The organism is Novosphingobium sp., assembly GCF_036820275.1.
Classification (GTDB): Bacteria; Pseudomonadota; Alphaproteobacteria; order Sphingomonadales; family Sphingomonadaceae; genus Novosphingobium.
In genome coordinates, this window is the sequence record NZ_DAISLT010000021.1 from 56,857 (window position 1) to 75,684 (window position 18,828).

The 18,828-nt window shown below is 66.6% G+C and carries 12 protein-coding genes; 6 read left to right on the forward strand and 6 right to left on the reverse strand.

Annotation, left to right across the window (positions count from 1 at the left end; translation table 11 throughout):
- Positions 1–4: 4 nt before the first annotated feature.
- From pstA to V7066_RS16790, 3 genes are read right to left on the reverse strand one after another with little or no spacing between them, the layout of a single operon-like run.
- Positions 5–952, reverse strand: coding sequence for a phosphate ABC transporter permease PstA (gene pstA / locus V7066_RS16780; protein WP_334184128.1), 948 nt, complete (start codon positions 950–952; stop codon positions 5–7).
- Positions 945–2,318, reverse strand: coding sequence for a phosphate ABC transporter permease subunit PstC (gene pstC, locus V7066_RS16785; protein ID WP_334184129.1), 1,374 nt, complete (start codon positions 2,316–2,318; stop codon positions 945–947). The genes pstA and pstC overlap by 8 nt, the downstream gene beginning before the upstream one ends.
- A gap of 37 nt (positions 2,319–2,355) precedes the next feature.
- A complete protein-coding gene (locus V7066_RS16790) occupies positions 2,356–3,399 on the reverse strand; it encodes a substrate-binding domain-containing protein (protein ID WP_334184130.1) in 1,044 nt (347 codons plus the stop codon).
- Between the two features lie 638 nt (positions 3,400–4,037).
- On the opposite strand from V7066_RS16790, the gene V7066_RS16795 reads away from it, so the two are divergent.
- Positions 4,038–5,450 carry an OprO/OprP family phosphate-selective porin gene (locus V7066_RS16795; RefSeq protein WP_334184131.1) on the forward strand — a complete coding sequence of 471 codons (1,413 nt, stop codon included), beginning with the start codon at positions 4,038–4,040 and terminating at the stop codon, positions 5,448–5,450.
- A 22-nt stretch (positions 5,451–5,472) separates the two neighbouring features.
- On the opposite strand, the gene V7066_RS16800 is transcribed toward V7066_RS16795, so the two are convergent.
- Positions 5,473–6,471, reverse strand: coding sequence for a sensor histidine kinase (locus V7066_RS16800; RefSeq protein WP_334184132.1), 999 nt, complete (start codon positions 6,469–6,471; stop codon positions 5,473–5,475).
- Between the two features lie 355 nt (positions 6,472–6,826).
- Between V7066_RS16800 and zwf the strand changes: the two genes are divergently transcribed.
- The 5 genes from zwf (at position 6,827) to V7066_RS16825 (ending at position 14,738) form a co-directional block, all read left to right on the forward strand.
- Positions 6,827–8,284 (forward strand): glucose-6-phosphate dehydrogenase, encoded by a 1,458-nt coding sequence (gene zwf, locus V7066_RS16805; protein WP_334184133.1) that lies wholly within the window; start codon positions 6,827–6,829, stop codon positions 8,282–8,284.
- 220 nt (positions 8,285–8,504) lie between these two features.
- Positions 8,505–10,319 carry a phosphogluconate dehydratase gene (edd, locus tag V7066_RS16810; RefSeq protein ID WP_334184134.1) on the forward strand — a complete coding sequence of 605 codons (1,815 nt, stop codon included), beginning with the start codon at positions 8,505–8,507 and terminating at the stop codon, positions 10,317–10,319.
- Complete coding sequence (locus tag V7066_RS16815; RefSeq protein ID WP_334184135.1) at positions 10,316–11,320, forward strand: glucokinase; 1,005 nt, start codon at positions 10,316–10,318, stop codon at positions 11,318–11,320. Before edd ends, V7066_RS16815 begins: the two co-directional genes overlap by 4 nt.
- Entirely contained in the window at positions 11,317–11,943 is a 627-nt protein-coding gene (gene eda / locus V7066_RS16820; protein ID WP_334184136.1) for a bifunctional 4-hydroxy-2-oxoglutarate aldolase/2-dehydro-3-deoxy-phosphogluconate aldolase, read from the forward strand. Before V7066_RS16815 ends, eda begins: the two co-directional genes overlap by 4 nt.
- The gene (locus V7066_RS16825; RefSeq protein ID WP_334184137.1) at positions 11,940–14,738 is read left to right on the forward strand and encodes a phosphoenolpyruvate carboxylase; all 2,799 of its coding nucleotides are present in this window, start codon (positions 11,940–11,942) and stop codon (positions 14,736–14,738) included. Before eda ends, V7066_RS16825 begins: the two co-directional genes overlap by 4 nt.
- Positions 14,739–14,946: 208 nt before the next feature.
- On the opposite strand, the gene V7066_RS16830 is transcribed toward V7066_RS16825, so the two are convergent.
- Positions 14,947–16,257 carry a glycoside hydrolase family 130 protein gene (locus V7066_RS16830; RefSeq protein WP_334184138.1) on the reverse strand — a complete coding sequence of 437 codons (1,311 nt, stop codon included), beginning with the start codon at positions 16,255–16,257 and terminating at the stop codon, positions 14,947–14,949.
- A complete protein-coding gene (locus tag V7066_RS16835; protein WP_334184157.1) occupies positions 16,229–18,514 on the reverse strand; it encodes a glycosyltransferase family 4 protein in 2,286 nt (761 codons plus the stop codon). The genes V7066_RS16830 and V7066_RS16835 overlap by 29 nt, the downstream gene beginning before the upstream one ends.
- Between the last annotated feature and the right edge of the window lie 314 nt (positions 18,515–18,828).

The following is an 18,828-nucleotide window of genomic DNA, read 5'->3' on the forward strand; positions in this document are numbered from 1 at the left end:
GTTTCTACCAGCGCACTTCGAACTTGTTTCGAAGGTAGATTGCAAGGCCGTTCATCGCCAGCAGGAAGACCAGCAGGACGATGATGGCGGCGGAAGTGTTCTGCACGAAACCGGAATTGATCTCGTCGGACCACAGGAAGATCTGCATCGGCAGCACGCTCGACGGGTCGGTGATCCCGCCCGGCGGGGTGACGACGAAGGCGCGCATGCCGATCATCAGCAGCGGCGCGGTTTCACCCAGCGCGCGGGCCATGCCGATGATCGTGCCGGTGAGGATACCCGGCAGCGCGAGCGGCAGGACGTGATGGAACACGGTCTGCATCTTGCTCGCGCCGATCGCGAGAGCAGCATCGCGGATCGAGGGCGGCACCGCCTTGATCGCATTGCGGCCCGAAATGACGATGACCGGCATCGTCATCAGCGCCAGGGTCAGGCCGCCGACCAGCGGCGAGCTGCGCGGCATGCCCAGCGTATTGATGAACACCGCAAGGCCGAGCAGACCGAAGATGATCGAAGGCACCGCGGCGAGGTTGTTGATCGAGACTTCGACCCACTCGATCCAGCGCGCCTTGGGAGCGAACTCCTCCAGGTAGATCGCCGCCAGCACGCCCATCGGGAACGAGAGCAGCAGGGTGACGAGCATCGTCAGCAGCGACCCCTTGGTCGCGCCCCAGACACCGGCGAGATCGGGATCGGTCGAGTCCGAGCCGGTCAGGAACGACCAGTCGAGGCCGGAAAGGCCGTTCTTGAGCATGATCACCAGCAGCAACGCCAAGAAGGCGAGGCTGAGGACGATCGCGCCCAGGCCGATCAGCTTGAAGCGGCGCTCGGCGGCGTTGCGGCGGGAAATCCGGCGCAGGGCCTCCGGCGTTTGCCACCGGGCATTGCCAGGGACCGCGTTGCCGAAGGAGGCGTCGCCCGGGCGCGCGTTACGGAGAGATGCGTTACTCATAAGCTTCCCGGAAGCGCTTCACCACGCGAAGGGCGATGATGTTGAGGATGAGGGTGACGATGAACAGCACCAGGCCCAGCGCGAAGGCGGAGAGCGTCTTGGGGCTGTTGAACTCCTGGTCGCCGGTCAGCATCTGGACGATCTGATAGGTGACCGTGGTCATCGAGGCGAAGGGGTTCGCCGAAAGGTTGGCGGCGGCACCTGCGGCCATGACCACGATCATGGTCTCGCCGATGGCGCGGCTGATCGCCAGCATGACGCCCGCGACGATGCCGGGCAGTGCGGCGGGCAGCAGCACCTTCTTGATCGTCTCGGACTTGGTGGCGCCCAGCGCCAGCGAACCGTCGCTCATCGCGCGGGGCACGGCGGCAAGCGCGTCGTCGGCCATCGAGGAGACGAAGGGAATGATCATCACGCCCATGACCACACCGGCCGCCAGCGCGCTCTCGGTCGAGGGGTTGGCCATGCCGAGCGAAGCGGCGAAGTCGCGGAAGATCAGCGCGACGGTCAGGGCGGCGAAGTAGCCGTAGACCACCGTGGGAATCCCCGCGAGAATCTCCAGCATGGGCTTCAGCCACTTGCGGATCGTCGGCGAGGCATATTGCGTGAGGTAGACCGCGCTCATCAGGCCGAGCGGGATCGCCACGATCATGGCGATGATCGCGCCGATGTAGATCGTGCCCCAGAACAGCGGCACCGCGCCGAAGCTCTCACCCAGGTTGTCACCGCGCGCCGAGCCGGGCGACCAGTGGGTGCCGAGCAGGAAGTCGATCGGCGAGACGTCCTTGAAGAACATGCCCGCTTCGAACACCAGCGAGGCGACGATGCCGAAGGTGGTCAGGATCGCCATCAGCGAGGCGACCAGCAGCAGCCCCAGCACGCCGCGCTCGACACGGCTGCGCGCCGGGTAGTTCGCACGGATGCGGGTGAAGGCCCAGCCGCCACCTGCCAGCGCGACGATCGCCACCAGCAGTCCGCCGATCAGGCCAAAGCGGCCGTGGGCGTCGCGCACCGGCCCTGCCAGCGTGTTCGCCAGCGGGTTGAAGGCAACCGCATCGGGGTTGTCGGCGATGGTCTTGGCTTCGGCGAGGATGGCCGCACGGCTCATGGCATCGGCGGGAAGCTGCGCGGCCACGGGGTCGGCCATGACCGCCCCGTCGACCAGCCCCGGCATCACCGCCTGCCACGCGCCCCAGGCGATCAGCGCCGGGAAGACGATCCACAGCGCGACGTGCCAGGCGTGATAGCCCGGCATCGAATGCATCGTGCCGCGCCCGGTATGGAGCAGCCGGGCCCGGCCCCGTGCGGCAAACCAGCCGACGAGACCGAGGCCGAGAACGGCCAGAAGTACTCCGGTAAGAATCATGTATGGCCGCCCTTCGCGTCCCTGCCCCCGCGGGGGCTTACTTCAGAACCGAGGGATCGAGCGGCGTCATCTTGGCGACGATGTCGGCGTTCTTGGCGCGGACGTCATCGGGCGAGATGACCATGCCCTTGGCCTTCAGAGTGCCGTCGGGACCCCACGACTTGGCCCATTCGGCGACATAGGCCTGGAGGCCCTTGATCGGCGCGAGGTGCTGCTTCTTCACGTAGATGTAGAGCGGACGGGCGCCCGGGTACGAGAAGTCGGAGATCGAGGCGTAAGTCGGCTCGATGCCGGACATCGGGATACCCTTGATGGTGCCCGCGTTCGATTCGAGGAACGAGTAGCCGAAGATGCCGATAGCCTTGGGGTTCTGCGAGATCTTCTGGACGATCAGGTTGTCGTTCTCACCGGCGTCCACATAGGGGCCGTCCTCGCGGATGTCGTGGCAGGTCGCCTCGTACTTGTCCTTGTCGCTGTCCTTGAGCGCCTTGGTGGCGGCGTCGGTCTTGCAACCGGCTTCGAGGATCAGTTCCTTGAGCGCGTCGCGCGTGCCCGAGGTCGAGGGCGGGCCGTAGACGAGGATCGGTTCGGCCGGGAGCGACGGGTTCACGTCCTTCCAGGTCTTGGCAGTGTTGGGCTTGCCGAACGGATTGGCGGCCAGCGCCTTGTAGATGTCGGTCGGCGTCAGCTTCATGTTGGGGCCGTTCTTGCCCTCGGCAAAGGCGATGCCGTCGATGCCGACCTGGATCTCGACGATCTCGGTCACGCCGTTCTTGACGCATTCGTCATACTCGGACTTCTTCATCCGGCGCGAGGCGTCCTCGATGTCCGGGTGCTGGGCGCCAACGCCCGCGCAGAACAGCTTCATGCCCGCGCCCGTGCCGGTCGATTCGATGACCGGGGACTTGCCGCCCGCCTTCGCGGTCTGTTCGGCAACGGCGGTGGCGAAGGGATAGACGGTGGAGGAGCCGACGGCCCGCACGAAGTCGCGCGAACCCGCGCTCGAACCGCCCGATCCGCCGCAGGCGCTCAGAGCGAGGACGGAGACGGCAGCAAAGATGATGGTCTTGGTCGAACGCATGGTTTTAACCCCTTGGGTTTTATCTCTGCGACGCCCCTATTGGGGTAGGATGACACTTCCATGACAATGAAGTGACATAACTCGCCAAGCCGCGCAAATGCTGGGGTTTCGGCGGCATCGAACCCTGGGTCGGAACGGTGGGCGGCACAGAAACATGACGGTGATGCGACAATAGCGAATCGCACGCGGCGATTCCCCGACTCCCTTCGACGAGTCTTCTGACAGCAACATTACGTCTGCATTCTGTCGCGAACAGACACCTGCACGCCGCGCCTTGTCGGGAGCGTCGGCAGGTCTGCCGGACGGTGTTCCCGTTGCCGTGACGGAGGCACGTCCCTGCGATGCCGCGAGAGACGTCCGGCGCAGAGCCATGGCCGTTTCCGTGATGTCAGAAAGGCTTACGCATGGCCTCCGAGGAAACGTGCCCTAATCAACCGCCCTTTCGCGCCCGTTGCGAACGATCCACCACCGCCGATCCGGGCCGCAAACGCCCAGCCGATAGGCGCGTGCCCGTCGTCATATTTGTCACATCGACAGTCACATTAGTCATCAAAGTGTCATTGGACGGCAATAGTCGCCCCCCGTCGCGACCGGCATATCGGTGCCGCGCAGTGGAGAATGCCCTAATGCGTCTCGTCATGGCTTGTGCAACGGCCGTCGCCGTCGTTCTTTCCGCCTCCGCCGCGCAGGCGCAGGCGATCTCGGCGGAAGAAGCCGAAGCCCTGCGCGCCCAGATCCGCACGATGAAGGCGCAGATGGAGGCGATGGAAGCCCGGCTAAACGCCGCCGCTCCCGCTGCGGATGCGGCTGCCGCCTCGACGCAGAACACCGCCCCGGCCGGAACCCCCGCCCTTGCCGCCGGGACCGCCGCTCCCGCCACCAAGCAAAAGGCCAAGGACGAGACCGCCATCGAGTGGAAGGGCAGCCCGCAATTCGCGCAGGGCGACCGCCTGTTCAAGGTCAAGGGCCGCATCCAGGCCGACGCCAACTACGTGAAGGGTCCGGGCAGCCTGAACGACAAGGGCCTCGGCTTCTCGAACGAGATGCGCCGCATCCGCCTCGGCGCCGAGGGCGCTCTGGGCGCCGGGTTCGACTACAAGCTGGAACTCGAACTCTCCGACAATGCCGTCGATCTGGTCGATACTTATGTCGGCTATCACAACGGCCCGTGGCAGGTCCGGCTCGGCAACCAGAACTCGTTCCAGTCGCTCGACGAACTCACCGGCGACACCAGCGGCAGCGTGATGGAGCGCGCCGCCTTCACCGACGCCTTCAACTTCGAGCGCCGTCTCGGCCTCGCCTTCCAGTACGGCAAGGGACCGTGGCTGGCGCAGGCGGGCGTGTTCACCGACGATATCGGCGCGCTCGCCAACGACAGCGACGGCGTCGACGGCGGCGACGAGAACAACAGCTACGGTCTCGACGGCCGCCTCGTGTTCGCGCCGAAGCTCGGCGACCTGCAGCTGCACTTCGGCGGTTCGGCCCACTGGCGCCGCCTCGGCCGTCTGGCGGAAAGCGACACCCGCTACCGCCAGCGCCCCTACGTCCATTCGACGAATACCCGCCTGATCGGTACGCCGGTGATGAACGTGTCCGAAGAGGACCACTACGGCGTCGAGTTCGCCGCCATTCGCGGCCGCTGGCATGCGGCGGCCGAGTATCACGCCCTCACCGCCAACCGCGTCGATGCCTCCACCGTCACTTTCCAGGGCGCCTATGCAGAGACCGGCATCTTCCTCACCAAGGGCGACCATCGCGGCTACAAGGAAGGCATCTTCCGCGTCGAGAAGCCCGCCCATCCGATGGGCGAAGGCGGCATGGGCTCGCTGCTCTTCACCTTGCGCTACGACTGGCTGGACCTCAACGACCGCGACATTCGCGGCGGCACCCAGAACGGCTACATCGCCGCGCTCGTGTGGGAGCCGATCCAGAACCTGCGCTTCAACGTGAACTATGCGCTGATGGACTACACCGGCGCCAAGGCCCTGCCCTCGGGCAAGACCGACTACAATGCACAAGTGGTTGGCACACGGTTCGAGCTGGACTTCTGAGGACGCTCGAACCGCGCTCCCCTTACCGCGCCGCCTCTTCCTTGCGCAGCGGCAGCATCAGCGAGGCGGTGGTGCCCTGCCCCGGTCGGCTGTCGATATCGAAACGGCCCCGGTGGCGCTCGACGATGTGCTTGACGATCGAGAGCCCGAGCCCGGTCCCGCCGACCATGCGACTGCGGCTGGTGTCGGCGCGGTAGAAGCGCTCGGTCACGCGCGGCAGGTGCTCCGGCGCGATGCCGTCGCCGTGATCGCGCACCGTCACCAGCACCCAGCCGGTCGGCGTCGATTCGAGGCTGACATCCACAGGGCCGCCCTGCTTGCCGTACTTCAGCGAGTTGTCGATGAGGTTGCGCAGCACTTGCGCAAGCTGGCCGCGATCGCCCGTCACCACCGCCTGGGCGCTGTTGGACTGGACCTCGATCTGCGCATCGCCGCGCGCCTCGCCCGCGATTTCCCGCGCCAGTGCCACCATTTCGACCCGTTCGGACGGCACTTCGTGCTTCACCGCCTCGATCCGCGACAGCGACATGAGGTCGGAGATCAGCGCCTGCATGCGCTGCGCCTCGTGGCGGATGGTGTCGAGGAAGCGCGTGCGCACGCTCTCGTCGCCGCCCGCCTTGGGGTTGTGCAGCGTCTCCACATAGCCGAGCACGTTGGCGAGCGGCGTGCGCAGTTCGTGGCTGGCATTGGCGACGAAATCGGCGTGCGACTTGGCGACGCTGACCCGTTCCGACAGGTCGTAGAGGCTGACCAGCCGGTCGGTCTGCGAGACCACGCGGCAATCGACTTCCCAGACGCTACCGCCGGTGGAAAGGCCGCTGACCCGGGCGATGCCGCCTTCGTCGCTGAGGATCGCGGCGACCGCGCGCGGCTCGCGGATGGCGATGCGCACGTCCTGTCCGACGATATGCGCGCCCAGCAGTGCCCGCGCCGCACCGTTGGCAAAGCGCACTTGCCCGCGCGAGACCATCATCGCGGGGGTCTGGAGATGTTCGAGGAGGTGGACGCCGTCACCGGCCATGATCTTCGCTTTCTATCCTTCATGGCAGCCGTTTTCCGCGGCGCCGATCTTTCTCCATGCCCGCACCTGACGACAGGACAAAGACGCCGCCGCAACGAACTTGCGGAAAATCGCATCCTCTACGGTTCTAAATACGTATGCAGGCACTTCTCCCGTTCAATCCGTGCAAACGAGGTTGAGGTTTCGCGCACTCTCGCCTAGCACGACCCACGCAGTCCGTGTCATGCTGCAACCGCGAAGAGGCATCTATTCCTCGCGGGGCTCATGGCAGGGGTGCACAGGAGGAGGAACCCGCCGATCCCCGGCGGAAAATGACCATATAGGTGGATAACCCCCAGAAGGTGGACTGCGCCCAGTGACCAATTCGATTTCGGCCCCATTCACGTCCGACCGCCTGCTCCTGTTCGGCGCCACCGGCGATCTTTCGCGCCGCATGCTTCTCCCCTCGCTTTGCGCGCTCGATGCCGAAGGCCTGCTCGATCCCAAGATCGAGATCGTCGGAACCGCCCGTTCCGAGCATGACGATGCGGAATTCCGCAACTTCGCGCGGGCTTCGCTCGAACAGTTCCTGCCCGCCGACCGGCGCGGCGGCATGGCGCGGTTCCTCAACCGCCTGTCGTACCAGACGCTCGACGCCAACCAGATGGAAGGCTTCAACGCGCTGGCGGCCAAAGTGGGTGAGCCGAAAGACGGCCTCTCGATCTTCCTCTCCACCGCGCCCAGCCTGTTCGAGCCGACCATTCGCGGCCTTCAGGCCAGCGGTCTGGCCGGCGACAACGTGCGCATCGGCCTGGAAAAGCCGCTCGGCGTCGATCTTGCCTCCAGCAAGGTCATCAACGACGCCGTCGCCCGCGCTTTCCCGGAAGACCGCATCTTCCGCATCGACCACTATCTGGGCAAGGAAACCGTCCAGAACCTGCTGGCGCTGCGCTTCGCCAACCTGATGTTCGAACCGCTGTGGAACGCAGCGCATATCGACCACGTGCAGATCACCGTGGCCGAGACCGTGGGCCTGGAATCGCGCGTTGCCTATTACGACGATTCGGGCGCGCTGCGGGACATGGTGCAGAACCACATGCTCCAGCTGCTCGCGCTCGTCGCGATGGAGCCGCCGGTCAGCTACGACGCCACCAGCGTGCGCGACGAGAAGGTGAAGATCCTGCGCTCCTTGCGCAAGGTCGCCGCCAACGAGACCGTCACCGGCCAGTACCGCGCCGGGGCCATCGGCGGCCAGGCCGTGCCGGGCTACGACGACGAACTCGGCAAGGATTCCAACACCGAGACGTTCGTCGCGATCAAGGCGCATATCGACAACTGGCGCTGGCAGGGCGTGCCCTTCTACTTGCGCACCGGCAAGCGCCTGCCCCGGCGCACGACCGAGATCGTCGTCCAGTTCCGCGACGTGCCGCACTCGATCTTCCACGGCCGCGGCGCGCGCACCGTGCCCAACCGCCTGGTCATCGGCATCCAGCCGAGCGAGAACATCACGCTTTCGCTCATGGCCAAAGTGCCGGGCCTCGATCGCAACGGCTTCGGCCTGCGCTCGATCCCGCTCGACATCTCGATGCCCGACGCCTTCGCGGGTCCGCAGCGCCGCATCGCCTATGAGCGCCTGCTGCTCGACCTCATCGAAGGCGAGCAGACCCTGTTCGTCCGCCGCGACGAAGTGGAAGCGCAGTGGGACTGGATCGACGCGATCCGTACCGAGTGGGAGGAACAGGCTCAGGAGCCCAAGACCTACACTGCCGGAAGCTGGGGCCCCTCCGCCGCCATCGCCCTCGCCGAGCGCGATGGCGTCACGTGGCACGAGTAAGGCAACCGGCGCGGGCATGAACCTGACACGCACCCTATATGACCGGGGTGCGTGGGCGCCCTCTTATGCCCGGGCTGCAAGCAATTCCCCGCAAACCGGTGGAAGATAGATGTTGACACCGGTTACCTAAATGCCTTCAAGCCTCGCTCGGGAGATCCCGTAGCGGCGGCTTCGGGAGGCTGAGACAAAAAAGACAGACGGAAAGTGCAGGAGTAACCCCATGAGCAACCTCAGCCCGGTGGTCGCCCGCGTGACCGATCGCATCATCGAACGGTCGAAGCCCAGCCGCGAACGCTATCTCGCCTTGGTCGAGCGTGAAGCCGGCCGTCATTCCGACCGTTCGTTCCTTTCGTGCTCCAACCTCGCGCACGGCTTTGCCGCCAGCGGCGAGGACAAGCCCGCCATCGCCACCGGCAAGGCGATCAACGTCGGCATCGTCACCGCCTACAACGACATGCTCTCGGCGCATCAGCCCTATGGCCGCTATCCCGAGCAGATGAAGCTCTACGCCCGCGAAGTGGGCGCGACGGCGCAAGTCGCGGGCGGCGTGCCCGCCATGTGCGACGGCGTGACTCAGGGCTTCGACGGCATGGAACTCTCGCTGTTCAGCCGCGACACCATCGCCCTCTCCACCGCCGTCTCGCTCAGCCACGCGATGTACGACGGCATGACGCTTCTGGGCATCTGCGACAAGATCGTCCCCGGCCTCGTCATGGGCGCGCTGCGCTTCGGCCACCTGCCCGCCGTGTTCATTCCCTCGGGGCCGATGCCCAGCGGCATCTCCAACAAGGAGAAGCAGAAGGTCCGCCAGCTCTATGCAGAGGGCAAGGTCGGCCGTGAGGAACTGCTGGCCAGCGAAAGCGCCTCCTATCACTCGGCGGGCACCTGCACGTTCTATGGCACCGCCAACTCCAACCAGATGATGATGGAGATGATGGGCCTGCACATGCCCGGCGCCGCCTTCGTGCCGCCCGGCACCTCGCTGCGCCAGGCCGTGACCCGCGCCGCCGTTCATCGCGTGACCGAGATGACCCGCAAGGGCGACGACTTCCGTCCGATGGGCCATCTCGTGGACGAAAAGGCGATCGTGAACGCCATCGTCGGCCTGCTCGCCACCGGCGGATCGACGAACCACGCGATCCACCTGCCCGCCATGGCCCGCTGCGCCGGTATCCATATCGACTGGCAGGACTTCGACGAGCTTTCCGCTGCCGTGCCGCTCATCACGCGCGTCTATCCCAACGGTTCGGGCGACGTGAACCACTTCCACGCTGCTGGCGGCATGGGCTGGGTCGTGCGCGAACTGCTCGATGCGGGCCTTGCGCATGAGGATATCCTCACCGTCTCGAAGGACGGCATGCGGGCCTATGCCACCGAGCCGACGCTGGATGACGGCGAACTCAAGTGGAAGCCCGCCCCCGCGGTCAGCGGCGACGACACCATGCTGAGCACGGTGGCCAAGCCCTTCCTGCCCGACGGCGGCATGCGCCTCGTCTCCGGCAATGTCGGCCGCGCCACCTTCAAGACCAGCGCGGTCGATCAGGAGCGCTGGACCATTGAGGCGCCCTGCCGCGTGTTCGAAACCCAGGAAGGCGTCATCAATGCCTTCAAGGCGGGCGAACTGGACCGCGATGTCGTGGTGGTCGTGCGCCATCAGGGCCCGCGCGCCAACGGCATGCCCGAACTGCACAAGCTGACGCCGCCGCTGGGCGTGCTGCAGGATCGCGGCTTCAAGGTGGCGCTTGTCACCGACGGCCGCATGTCGGGCGCTTCGGGCAAGGTTCCGGCCGCCATCCACGTCACGCCGGAAGCGCTGGCCGACGGCCCGATCGCCTATCTCCAGGACGGCGACATCGTCCGCCTCTCCGCCGAGGACGGCACGCTTTCCACCACGGCCGACCTTTCGGGCCGTACCCCCGCCCCGCTCCCCGCGCCTGCCGAAGGCATGGGCCGCGAACTCTTCGCGATGTTCCGCATCAATGCGGGCGGCGCCGAACAGGGCGGCTCGTCGATGCTGGAGGTCGCGGGATTGTGAGCGACTCCGGGACCACCGACCTCGTTGCGGTCGATATCGGCGGCACCCACGCCCGCTTCGCGCTGGCCACGGTCAGCCACGCGGGGCAGATCACGCTGGGCGAACCCGTCACCCTGCACACCAGCGACCACGGCAGCTTCCAGCTCGCCTGGCAAGCCTTCCGCGAGCGCATGGGCGGTGCTCTGCCCGCTGCCGTTTCGATCGCGATTGCCGGGCCGGTCGGCGGCGAGGTGATCCGCTTCACCAACAACCCTTGGATCATCCGCCCCGGCCTGATCCAGGAAAAGCTGGGCGTGGAACACTACACCGTGGTCAACGACTTCGCGGCGGTCGCCTATGCCGTCGCGCTGGCACCCGAGGACCAGTTCCTGCACCTCGCCGGACCGGACGTGCCGCTGCCCGCATCGGGCACGCTCAGCGTGCTGGGCCCGGGCACCGGCCTTGGCGTCGCGCACTTGTGGCGCAACGGGTTGCCCCACGGAAAGGGCGGCTTCTATCATGTGCAGGCGACCGAAGGCGGTCATACCGACTATGCCCCGCTCGACCTGATCGAGGACGCGATCCTCGCCCGCCTGCGCAAGCGTCACAACCGCGTCTCCACCGAGCGCGTCGTCTCCGGCCCCGCCATCGTCGATATCTACCAGACGCTGGCCGCCATGGAGAACCGCGCGGTGCACGAGATGACCGACGTCGAGATCTGGACCGCCGGGACCGACCAGTCCGATCCGCTGGCCGCCGCCGCGGTGGATCGCTTCTGCCTCGCCCTCGGCAGCGCGGCGGGCGACTGCGCGCTGGCCCACGGTGCGGGCGGCGTCGTGATCGCCGGCGGCCTCGGCTACCGTATCCGCGAAACCATTCTGTCCTCGGGCTTTGCCGAGCGATTCTGCGCCAAGGGCCGCTTTGCGGGCATGATGGCGCAGATGCCGGTCAAGCTCATCACCCATCCGCAGCCCGGCCTCTTCGGCGCGGCTGCCGCCTATGTCAGGGAGCACGTCCAATGAGCAGCATCTCCGAAGCCGTCGAAAAGGTCATGCGTCTCGCCCCGGTGATTCCGGTGCTGGTGATCGAGGATATCGAACACGCCCTGCCGATCGCCGAAGCCCTCGTTGCAGGCGGTCTGCCCGCGCTTGAAGTGACGCTGCGCACCGAATGCGCGATCGAGGCGATCAAGGTGATGAAGCAGGTTCCCGGCGCCGTGGTCGGCGCGGGCACGGTGCTTTCGCCGGACGACCTCAAGCGCTCGATCGACGCAGGCGCCGAATTCATCGTCTCGCCCGGCCTCACCCCGATGCTGGCCGAAGCCGCCTACAAGTCGCAGATCCCGTTCCTGCCCGGCACCGCCAATGCCAGCGACGTGATGTTCGCGCTGGAATGCGGGTTCGACCGCCTGAAGTTCTTCCCCGCCATGGCGGCGGGCGGTCCTCCGGCACTGAAGGCCATCGCCGCACCGCTGTTCAAGGCGAAGTTCTGCCCGACCGGCGGCGTCACCCCGGAGAACGCTCCGGAATGGCTCGGTCTCGATGCCGTGCTCTGCGTCGGCGGCAGCTGGATGGTCCCCAAGGGCAAGCCCGATGTGGCCAAGATCGAGGCGGCAGCCCGCCTCGCCGCGGGGCTTCCCCGATGACGGGGGCGGCGCTGACCACGGTCGACGATCTCGACCGCAGGCTTCAGGAACTCCATGTCCTGACCGCCCAGACGCCGCTCTACAATCCGGTTTTCCAGCTGGGGCTCGAACTGTCGCGCCAGCTGGAAAACGGCGAAATGGGCCTCGACCAGATCGAGGCCCTCGTCGCCGAGATGGAGTGCGAAGGGCTGCGCGCCCGCGCTGCGCGGCTTGACCGCCTGCTCGCCCCCATCGCTCCGGCCGAAAACGAAAAGCGGCTGGACGCCGCCGCCGACGCCACGGCAGCGGGAGACGATTTCACCGCCTTCGCCGTGCGCTGGCAGCGCCCCGCCGCCCATGTCGTCTTCACCGGACACCCTACCTTCCTGCTGTCCACCGCCCAGACCGAGGCCGTGACTCACGCCGCCTCCACCGGCGACCACAGCGAGGCCACCGTCTGCGCCGCCTCGCCCGACCGCGACACGATCACCCTCGACTACGAGCACGGCAAGGCGATGGAAGCGATCGCCCGCGGCCAGAAGGCCCGCGACCGCATCAACGAACGCCTGTTCGATATTGCCGCCGCCCGCTGGCCCAAGCGCTGGAAGGGCCTCAATCCGATGCCCGCGCGCTTCGCCTCATGGGTCGGCTACGACATGGACGGCCGCACCGATATCGGCTGGTCCACCTCGATCCGCTACCGGCTGGAGGAAAAGGCCGAGCGGCTTGCCCGCTATGCGGAAAGCCTCGCGCAGGCCGCGCCGGAGATTTCGCAGCAGCTTGCCCGCGCCGCCGCGCTGACGCAGGATATGGTCAGCCGCTTCGCCGCCGACCTGTCCTCGCCCGAAGCCCTGTCGGAAGCCGCCAATGCCCTGACCGCCGAACACCCTGACCGGCTCGTCAGTCTAGAAGGCGTGATCGCCCGGCTGGAGGAAGAGGCGCGCCACGCCGATCAGGACCAGGCGCGCACGCTTCTCGTGGCCGCCGCCGCCATGCGCGCGGACGGCCTCGGCATGGGCTGGATTCACTTCCGCGTGAACGCCTCGCAGCTTCAGAACGCGATCCGCCTGCGCATCGATCCGGAAGGCAAGCTGAACCTCGCCAGTCAGGCCGCGCTGGCCCGCATGCGCGAGCTGCTGGCCGAAGTCACCCCGCTGAAATCCAACTTCGCCGCGCTCGCGATCGAGAATTCCACCGCCGTGCGCCAGTTCCTGGCGATGGCGCAGATCCTCGGCCATATCGACGCCGACGCGCCGATCCGCATGCTGGTGGCCGAATGCGAGGAGCCGACCACGATCCTCGCCGCGCTCTACTTCGCGCGGATGTTCGGGATCGACGAGAAGGTCGACGTCTCGCCGCTGTTCGAGACCGAGACCGCACTGGAACACGGCGGCCGCTTCCTCGACGCGGTGCTGGCCGAGCCTGCCTACCGCGACTATGCTCACAAGCGCGGCCGGGTCTCGATCCAGACCGGCTTTTCCGACGCGGGCCGCTTCGTCGGGCAGGTGCCTGCCGCACTTGCCATCGAGCGTCTGCAAGGCCGCCTGTCCGAAGCGATGGTCGCCAATGGTCTCACCGACGTTTCGGCGCTGATCTTCAACACTCACGGCGAATCCATGGGTCGCGGCGCGCACCCGTCCAGCCTCAAGGACCGCTTCCAGTGGCCGATGAGCCCCTGGGCGCGCCGCCGCTTCCTGCGCGCGGGCATCCGGCTGGAGCCGGAAGTCTCGTTCCAGGGCGGTGACGGCTACCTCTGGTTCGGCTCGGATGAACTGGCGCTCGCCACGCTCACCCGCATGGCCGAAATGCCGCTGTGGGGCGCCGATGCCGATGCGCCGACCGACCTGTTCTATCGCCGCACCGACCTCAGCCTCGACTTCTACCGCGCGATCCGCGGCGTGCAGCACGAGCATCTCGAATCGAGCACCTACAGCCGCGCGATCACGGCGTTCGGCCTCGGCCTGCTCAACGATACCGGCAGCCGCAAATCGCGCCGCCAGTCGGACCTTGCGTCGGACCGCTCGATGAGCCTGCGCCAGATCCGCGCGATCCCGCATAACGCGATCCTCCAGCAGCTTGGCTATCCGGTGAACGTGATCGCGGGCATCGGCACCGCGTCGGACGGCAACCGCGAGGAAGTTGCCGCGCTGCTGCGCGAGAGCGAGCGCGGCCAGCAATTGATGCGCCTTGCCCGGCACGCCAATGCCCTGGCCTCGATCAAGACGGTGGCGGCCTATGGCGAGCTGTTCAACTCGGCCTATTGGGCCAGCCGCCCCTATCGCGGCGACGAGCAGCACATCGCCGACGCCTGCCTCAAGCTGGCGGAATACCTGACCAAGGATGACCGCACCGGCGTCTATCGCCGCCTCGCCTCGCGCCTGCGCGTCGATGCGATGAAGCTGCACTTCCTGCTCGACCTGCTGCCGGACGAAGCGCCGCTGCCGGACCGCGAGCATACCCGCCGCAGCCTCGGCGTGCTGCAATCGCTGCGCATCGCCCTGTTCAAGCACATGTTCCTGCGCGCCGTCATGGTTCCGCAGTTCAGCCGCGCGAACGACATCAGCCGCGACGACGTGCTGGAGATGTTCTTCACCCTGCGCGTCGAGGATGGCCTCGGGCAACTACGCCGCGCCTTCCCGACGAGCTTCCCCTCCATCGACGACTTCAAGGTGGACAAGCCCAGCGACTATCCGGACTCGAGCGCGACCGGCTATGCGCAGATCCACCGCGAATTCATCGACCCGATCGCGCGGTGCTACGCCCTGTCCTTGCGGATCACCACCGCGCTGGCGAACGAGTTCGGCGCCCACGGCTGACGGGTTTGTTGCGGGGCGACGGCCGGGATAGGTCGTCGCCCCGTCGTACTCATGCCGTCATCCCAGCGAAAGCTGGGACCGCTGTCGGTTTATCTGAGCCGTCGCAGGCCTGAGCCGTATACGAAGAGGCAGGGCAAGCCGACAGCGGTCCCAGCTTTCGCTGGGATGACGGGTGACTCCAGATAACTCAGCGCTGTTCAAGGGTCTCTCACGCCATCAGCTTGAGCAGATTCTCGATCTCGCAGGTCGCGAACCCCACGGTGCTATCGGAAATGCCGTAAGGCAGCAGCAGCCGCTCCCCCACTTTCAGCGCGCCGCAGGTATAGACCACGTTCGGCACATAGCCCGAGCGGTCGGCGTTCTCTGCCGTCAGCACCGGCTCCACCGTGCGCGCCAGCACCTTGGATGGGTCCTTGAGGTCGAGCAGTGCGCAGCCCAGCGCGTACTTGCGCATCGCGCCGACGCCGTGGGTGAACAGCAGCCAGCCGTGCTCGGTGGGGATCGGGCTACCGCAATTGCCGATCTGGATGAACTCCCAGGGATACTTCGGCTCCATCAGCAACACGCCGTCGTCGTCCCAGGTGTCGAGCGCGTCGGAGCGCAGCAGGAACAGGTTCTTGCCGTCCTGCCGCCCGACCATCGTGAAGCGACCGTCGATCTTTTCCGGAAACAGCGCCATGCCCTTGTTGCGCCCGGCCCGGCCCCGGATCGGCTCCAGTTCGAAGCTGCGGAAATCGCGCGTGCGCAGCAGTTCGGAGCGGATCGAACTGCCGGAATAGGCGGTGTAGGTCCCCACCCACTCGTAATCGCCGTCGCCGTGGTCGAAGCGCACGAGGCGCAAATCCTCCAGCCCGCCGCGCTGCTGCTCGGTGATCGGGAAGATCACCGTGTTCGAAAGGTTCGATTCCGCATGGCGATGGACCCAGACGGTCTCCTCGCAATCGACCTGTTCTTCCTCGTCCAGCTCCACCGAAGTCGCGAAGGACGCCTGGGGCCAGAGGCAGAACGTGCCGTCCGCCTCGGCAATGCCCTCGCGAAAGGCGATCGAGCTGATGTGCCCTTCTCCCACCGCGCGCAGGCTCATGATGAAGCGTACCGCATCGCCCTGCATGCCCGACTGGTCCGGTGCCGGGACGATCGAGGGGTTCATCAGCGCCGCCGCGGCAAAGGTATATTCGTGGCAGAAATAGGCGCCGATCAGCCGCTGGCGCGTTTCCGAGAACTGCGCGGGATCGAGTTCCAGGTTCTTCGCCACTTCGTCGAAGCGCTCAGCGAAGATCTTCTCGGTTTGCCAATGGCGCTCCTTGAAGTCGCGCAGGACGCGTTCGTATTCGCTCGCCACCTGCTCCTCGCTGAGCCCGGCCACGTCCTCGACCAGCCGGGTGGCACGGTCTCCGGGCGCGTTCTTGCCCTGCCAGCCAAGGTGGAAGGGCCGCAGAACGACTCGCGCCGGATCGGCGTAGAGACGAGTCTCGAAGATGTGAAGCGGTTCAGACCAGACGTTCTCGGGCCGATTCAAGCAATCCTCCTCCGAATCCGCCACCCAATCCGCCGCCGCGTCCCAGCGGCGCCGAAACGGCAAGCTCGGCCAGAGCATAATGCGAAAGTTGGAAGGCGAGAATGGATTCCGCACCGCAATTGGCATTCGCGCCCCTCGGCGTGACCCCATCGCGGCAACGGCCCGTCGCAATATCGGCGAGCACCACCCCGCGATCGTTGCCGCCGAAGAACCAGTGCCACGCGATCAAGGCATGTTCGCCCCAGAACGCACCGCGCGTGGCGGTCCAAGCGCTGCATGCGGCCTCGATGGCGGCCTGCGCCTCCAGCGGCTGCTGGTCGAACGGCAGGTAGGCATGGGGCTTGCCGAAACTCTCCGAACCGATCGGCCGGAACTGCCCGCGCGCGGAGACCTGCTGCCTGCAAATCCATTCCAGCGTTTCCAGCCCCGCGCCGATCCAGCTCTCGTCTCCCAGCGCCAGCCCGGCCTCGATCAGCGCCTGCGGCAGGCGGGGATTGTCGTAGCCGAGCACCGCCTCGAACCAGGCCCAGTCAGGCCGGCGGCCATGACCCAGCAGGCGCATCAGGAAATCGCCGCCTTGTCGCACGCAGTCGAGGGCCGCGGCGTAGCGCGGTTCGCGGCGCAGCACCGCGCAGGCGCCAAGCATCGCGAAAGCCCGCGCACGCGGCGATTCGATCATCGCAAGCGCGGGCAGGACCTCCTCGAAAAGCTGGAGCGCCCAGTCCGACAGGCTCTGGTCCGGCGCCCGCGCGCAAGTCTGGCCCAGCGCCCAGACCGCACGGCCGTTCGAGTCCTCCGAACCCTCGTCCTCGCACCAGCTGCGATCGAAGCGCATGAAATTGCGGAAGCGGCCCAGCTCGGGGTTCCAGGCCGACTGCACGAAGGCGGCATAGACGAGGCTCCACTTCATCCGCTCGGCCACCGGCAACCCGCGCGCGACGTTCATCAGCATGAGCGCGCGGGCATTGTCGTCGAGGCAATAGCCATGGCGCCGGTCGGGCACGACGCCGACCCCGTGCTGGAGCATGCCGGTGGCATCGCTCATCGCCAGCACCGCGGCCAGGCCCGGCGTCGCGGTGATCGGCGGCAGTGCAGGTTCGGGGGCGCAAGCGCGGGCGACGAGGCGCCGTCCGGCATCGGCGAAGCGCGGCCAGATCATCTCGCGACCCCGCGCCCAGGCGCGGCGCTGCATCGCGGAAAGGTCCGCCGGGCGATCGAACAGGGCGTTCGCGGCCTCGGCGATCGCCTCACTCGAACCCGGCTCGATCAGGCGGCCGATCTCCTCGCCCAGCAGTTCGCGGGCATGGACATAGGGCGTCGAAACCACCGCCTTGCCCAGCGCCACCGCATAACTGAGCGTGCCGGAGGTTGACTGCTGCAGGCCGAGATAAGGCGTGAGATAGATGTCGCAGGCTTCGAGCTGATCGAGCAGCTCGTCGGTCTCCAGGAAGCGGTTTTCCCAGGCGATATGCGCCGAAACGCCGAGCTTTTCGGCAAGCGCCTGCAACTCCTCGCGGTAAGCCTCGCCCTCGTGCGCGACAAGGTTGGGGTGGGTCGCGCCGACGATGCGATAGACCGCCTCCGGATGGCGGGCGACGATCGCGGGCAGCGCGCGGATCGCATGCTCCAGCCCCTTGCCGCGGCTGAGCAGCCCGAAGGTCATCAGCACCTTGCGGCCTTCCAGCCCCAGCTTTTCCTTGAATTCGTCATGGCGACCGAAGGGACGGTCGGGCGCGCCGTGCTCGATCACTTCGAGCACGCGCGCAGGTGCGCCGTAGTCGCTTTCCAGCAGGTCGCGCGAGTGCCGGGACATGACCATGATCCGCGAGGCACGAGCGATCAGATGGCGCAGGATCGCGCGCTGGCGCTCGGACGGGTCGGAAAGCACGGTATGCAGCGTCAGCACCAGCGGCGCCGCAAGCCGGTCCACAAAACCGAGCACCATCTCGCCGTCGGGGCCGCCGAAGATGCCGTATTCGTGCTGGAGCCAGACCGCGTCCACCCCCGCCTCGTTGATCTGGCGGGCGGCACGGGCATAGTCCTCGGGATCGTTGCAGGCGATCGTCCCGGTCACACCCGGATAGGCGAGCGGCTGGGAAGGGTCGTCGAGCGCATGGACGTCGAGCGTCATCTCGGGATGAAATGCGCGCAGCTGTTCGAAGATATCGGTCGTGAACGTGGCAATCCCGCATTTGCGCGGCGCGAAGTTGCCGATCAGCGCGACGTGCAGGGCGCGCTCCGGCAAGCGCTCCTCCATGTCGACGCCACTGCCGGATGGAACCACTTCGAAGATCGAACGGACCTTGGCGGTAGCCGATTTCCCGCAGGGTTCTTCGCCCGATATTTCGGGCGCCGGAGGAGCGGGCTGCTGGTCATGGGACATCAGGTTCATGCGCACCCCGCAAGAGAAGGAGGAGAATGCTCAATGAAAGCCCGAAGGGTGCCATGAGTTTCCCGCTGCACTGCAATATATCTTACATAAAGCGGCAGGCCGCCCGTCGCCAAAGCCGTGCAGAGCGCGGAAAAGCGTTGCGTTCACATTTGTGCAGTTGCGAATCGCATCTCTGCGCC

Bases quoted from the DNA above. Each gene is read 5' to 3' on its own strand.
- eda (WP_334184136.1), top strand. From the start codon at position 11,317: ATGAGCAGCATCTCCGAAGCCGTCGAAAAGGTCATGCGTCTCGCCCCG.
- V7066_RS16825 (WP_334184137.1), top strand. From the start codon at position 11,940: ATGACGGGGGCGGCGCTGACCACGGTCGACGATCTCGACCGCAGGCTT.
- V7066_RS16790 (WP_334184130.1), bottom strand. From the start codon at position 3,399: ATGCGTTCGACCAAGACCATCATCTTTGCTGCCGTCTCCGTCCTCGCT.
- pstA (WP_334184128.1), bottom strand. From the start codon at position 952: ATGAGTAACGCATCTCTCCGTAACGCGCGCCCGGGCGACGCCTCCTTC.
- edd (WP_334184134.1), top strand. From the start codon at position 8,505: ATGAGCAACCTCAGCCCGGTGGTCGCCCGCGTGACCGATCGCATCATC.
- pstC (WP_334184129.1), bottom strand. From the start codon at position 2,318: ATGATTCTTACCGGAGTACTTCTGGCCGTTCTCGGCCTCGGTCTCGTC.
- V7066_RS16835 (WP_334184157.1), bottom strand. From the start codon at position 18,514: ATGGAGGAGCGCTTGCCGGAGCGCGCCCTGCACGTCGCGCTGATCGGC.
- V7066_RS16800 (WP_334184132.1), bottom strand. From the start codon at position 6,471: ATGGCCGGTGACGGCGTCCACCTCCTCGAACATCTCCAGACCCCCGCG.
- V7066_RS16795 (WP_334184131.1), top strand. From the start codon at position 4,038: ATGGCTTGTGCAACGGCCGTCGCCGTCGTTCTTTCCGCCTCCGCCGCG.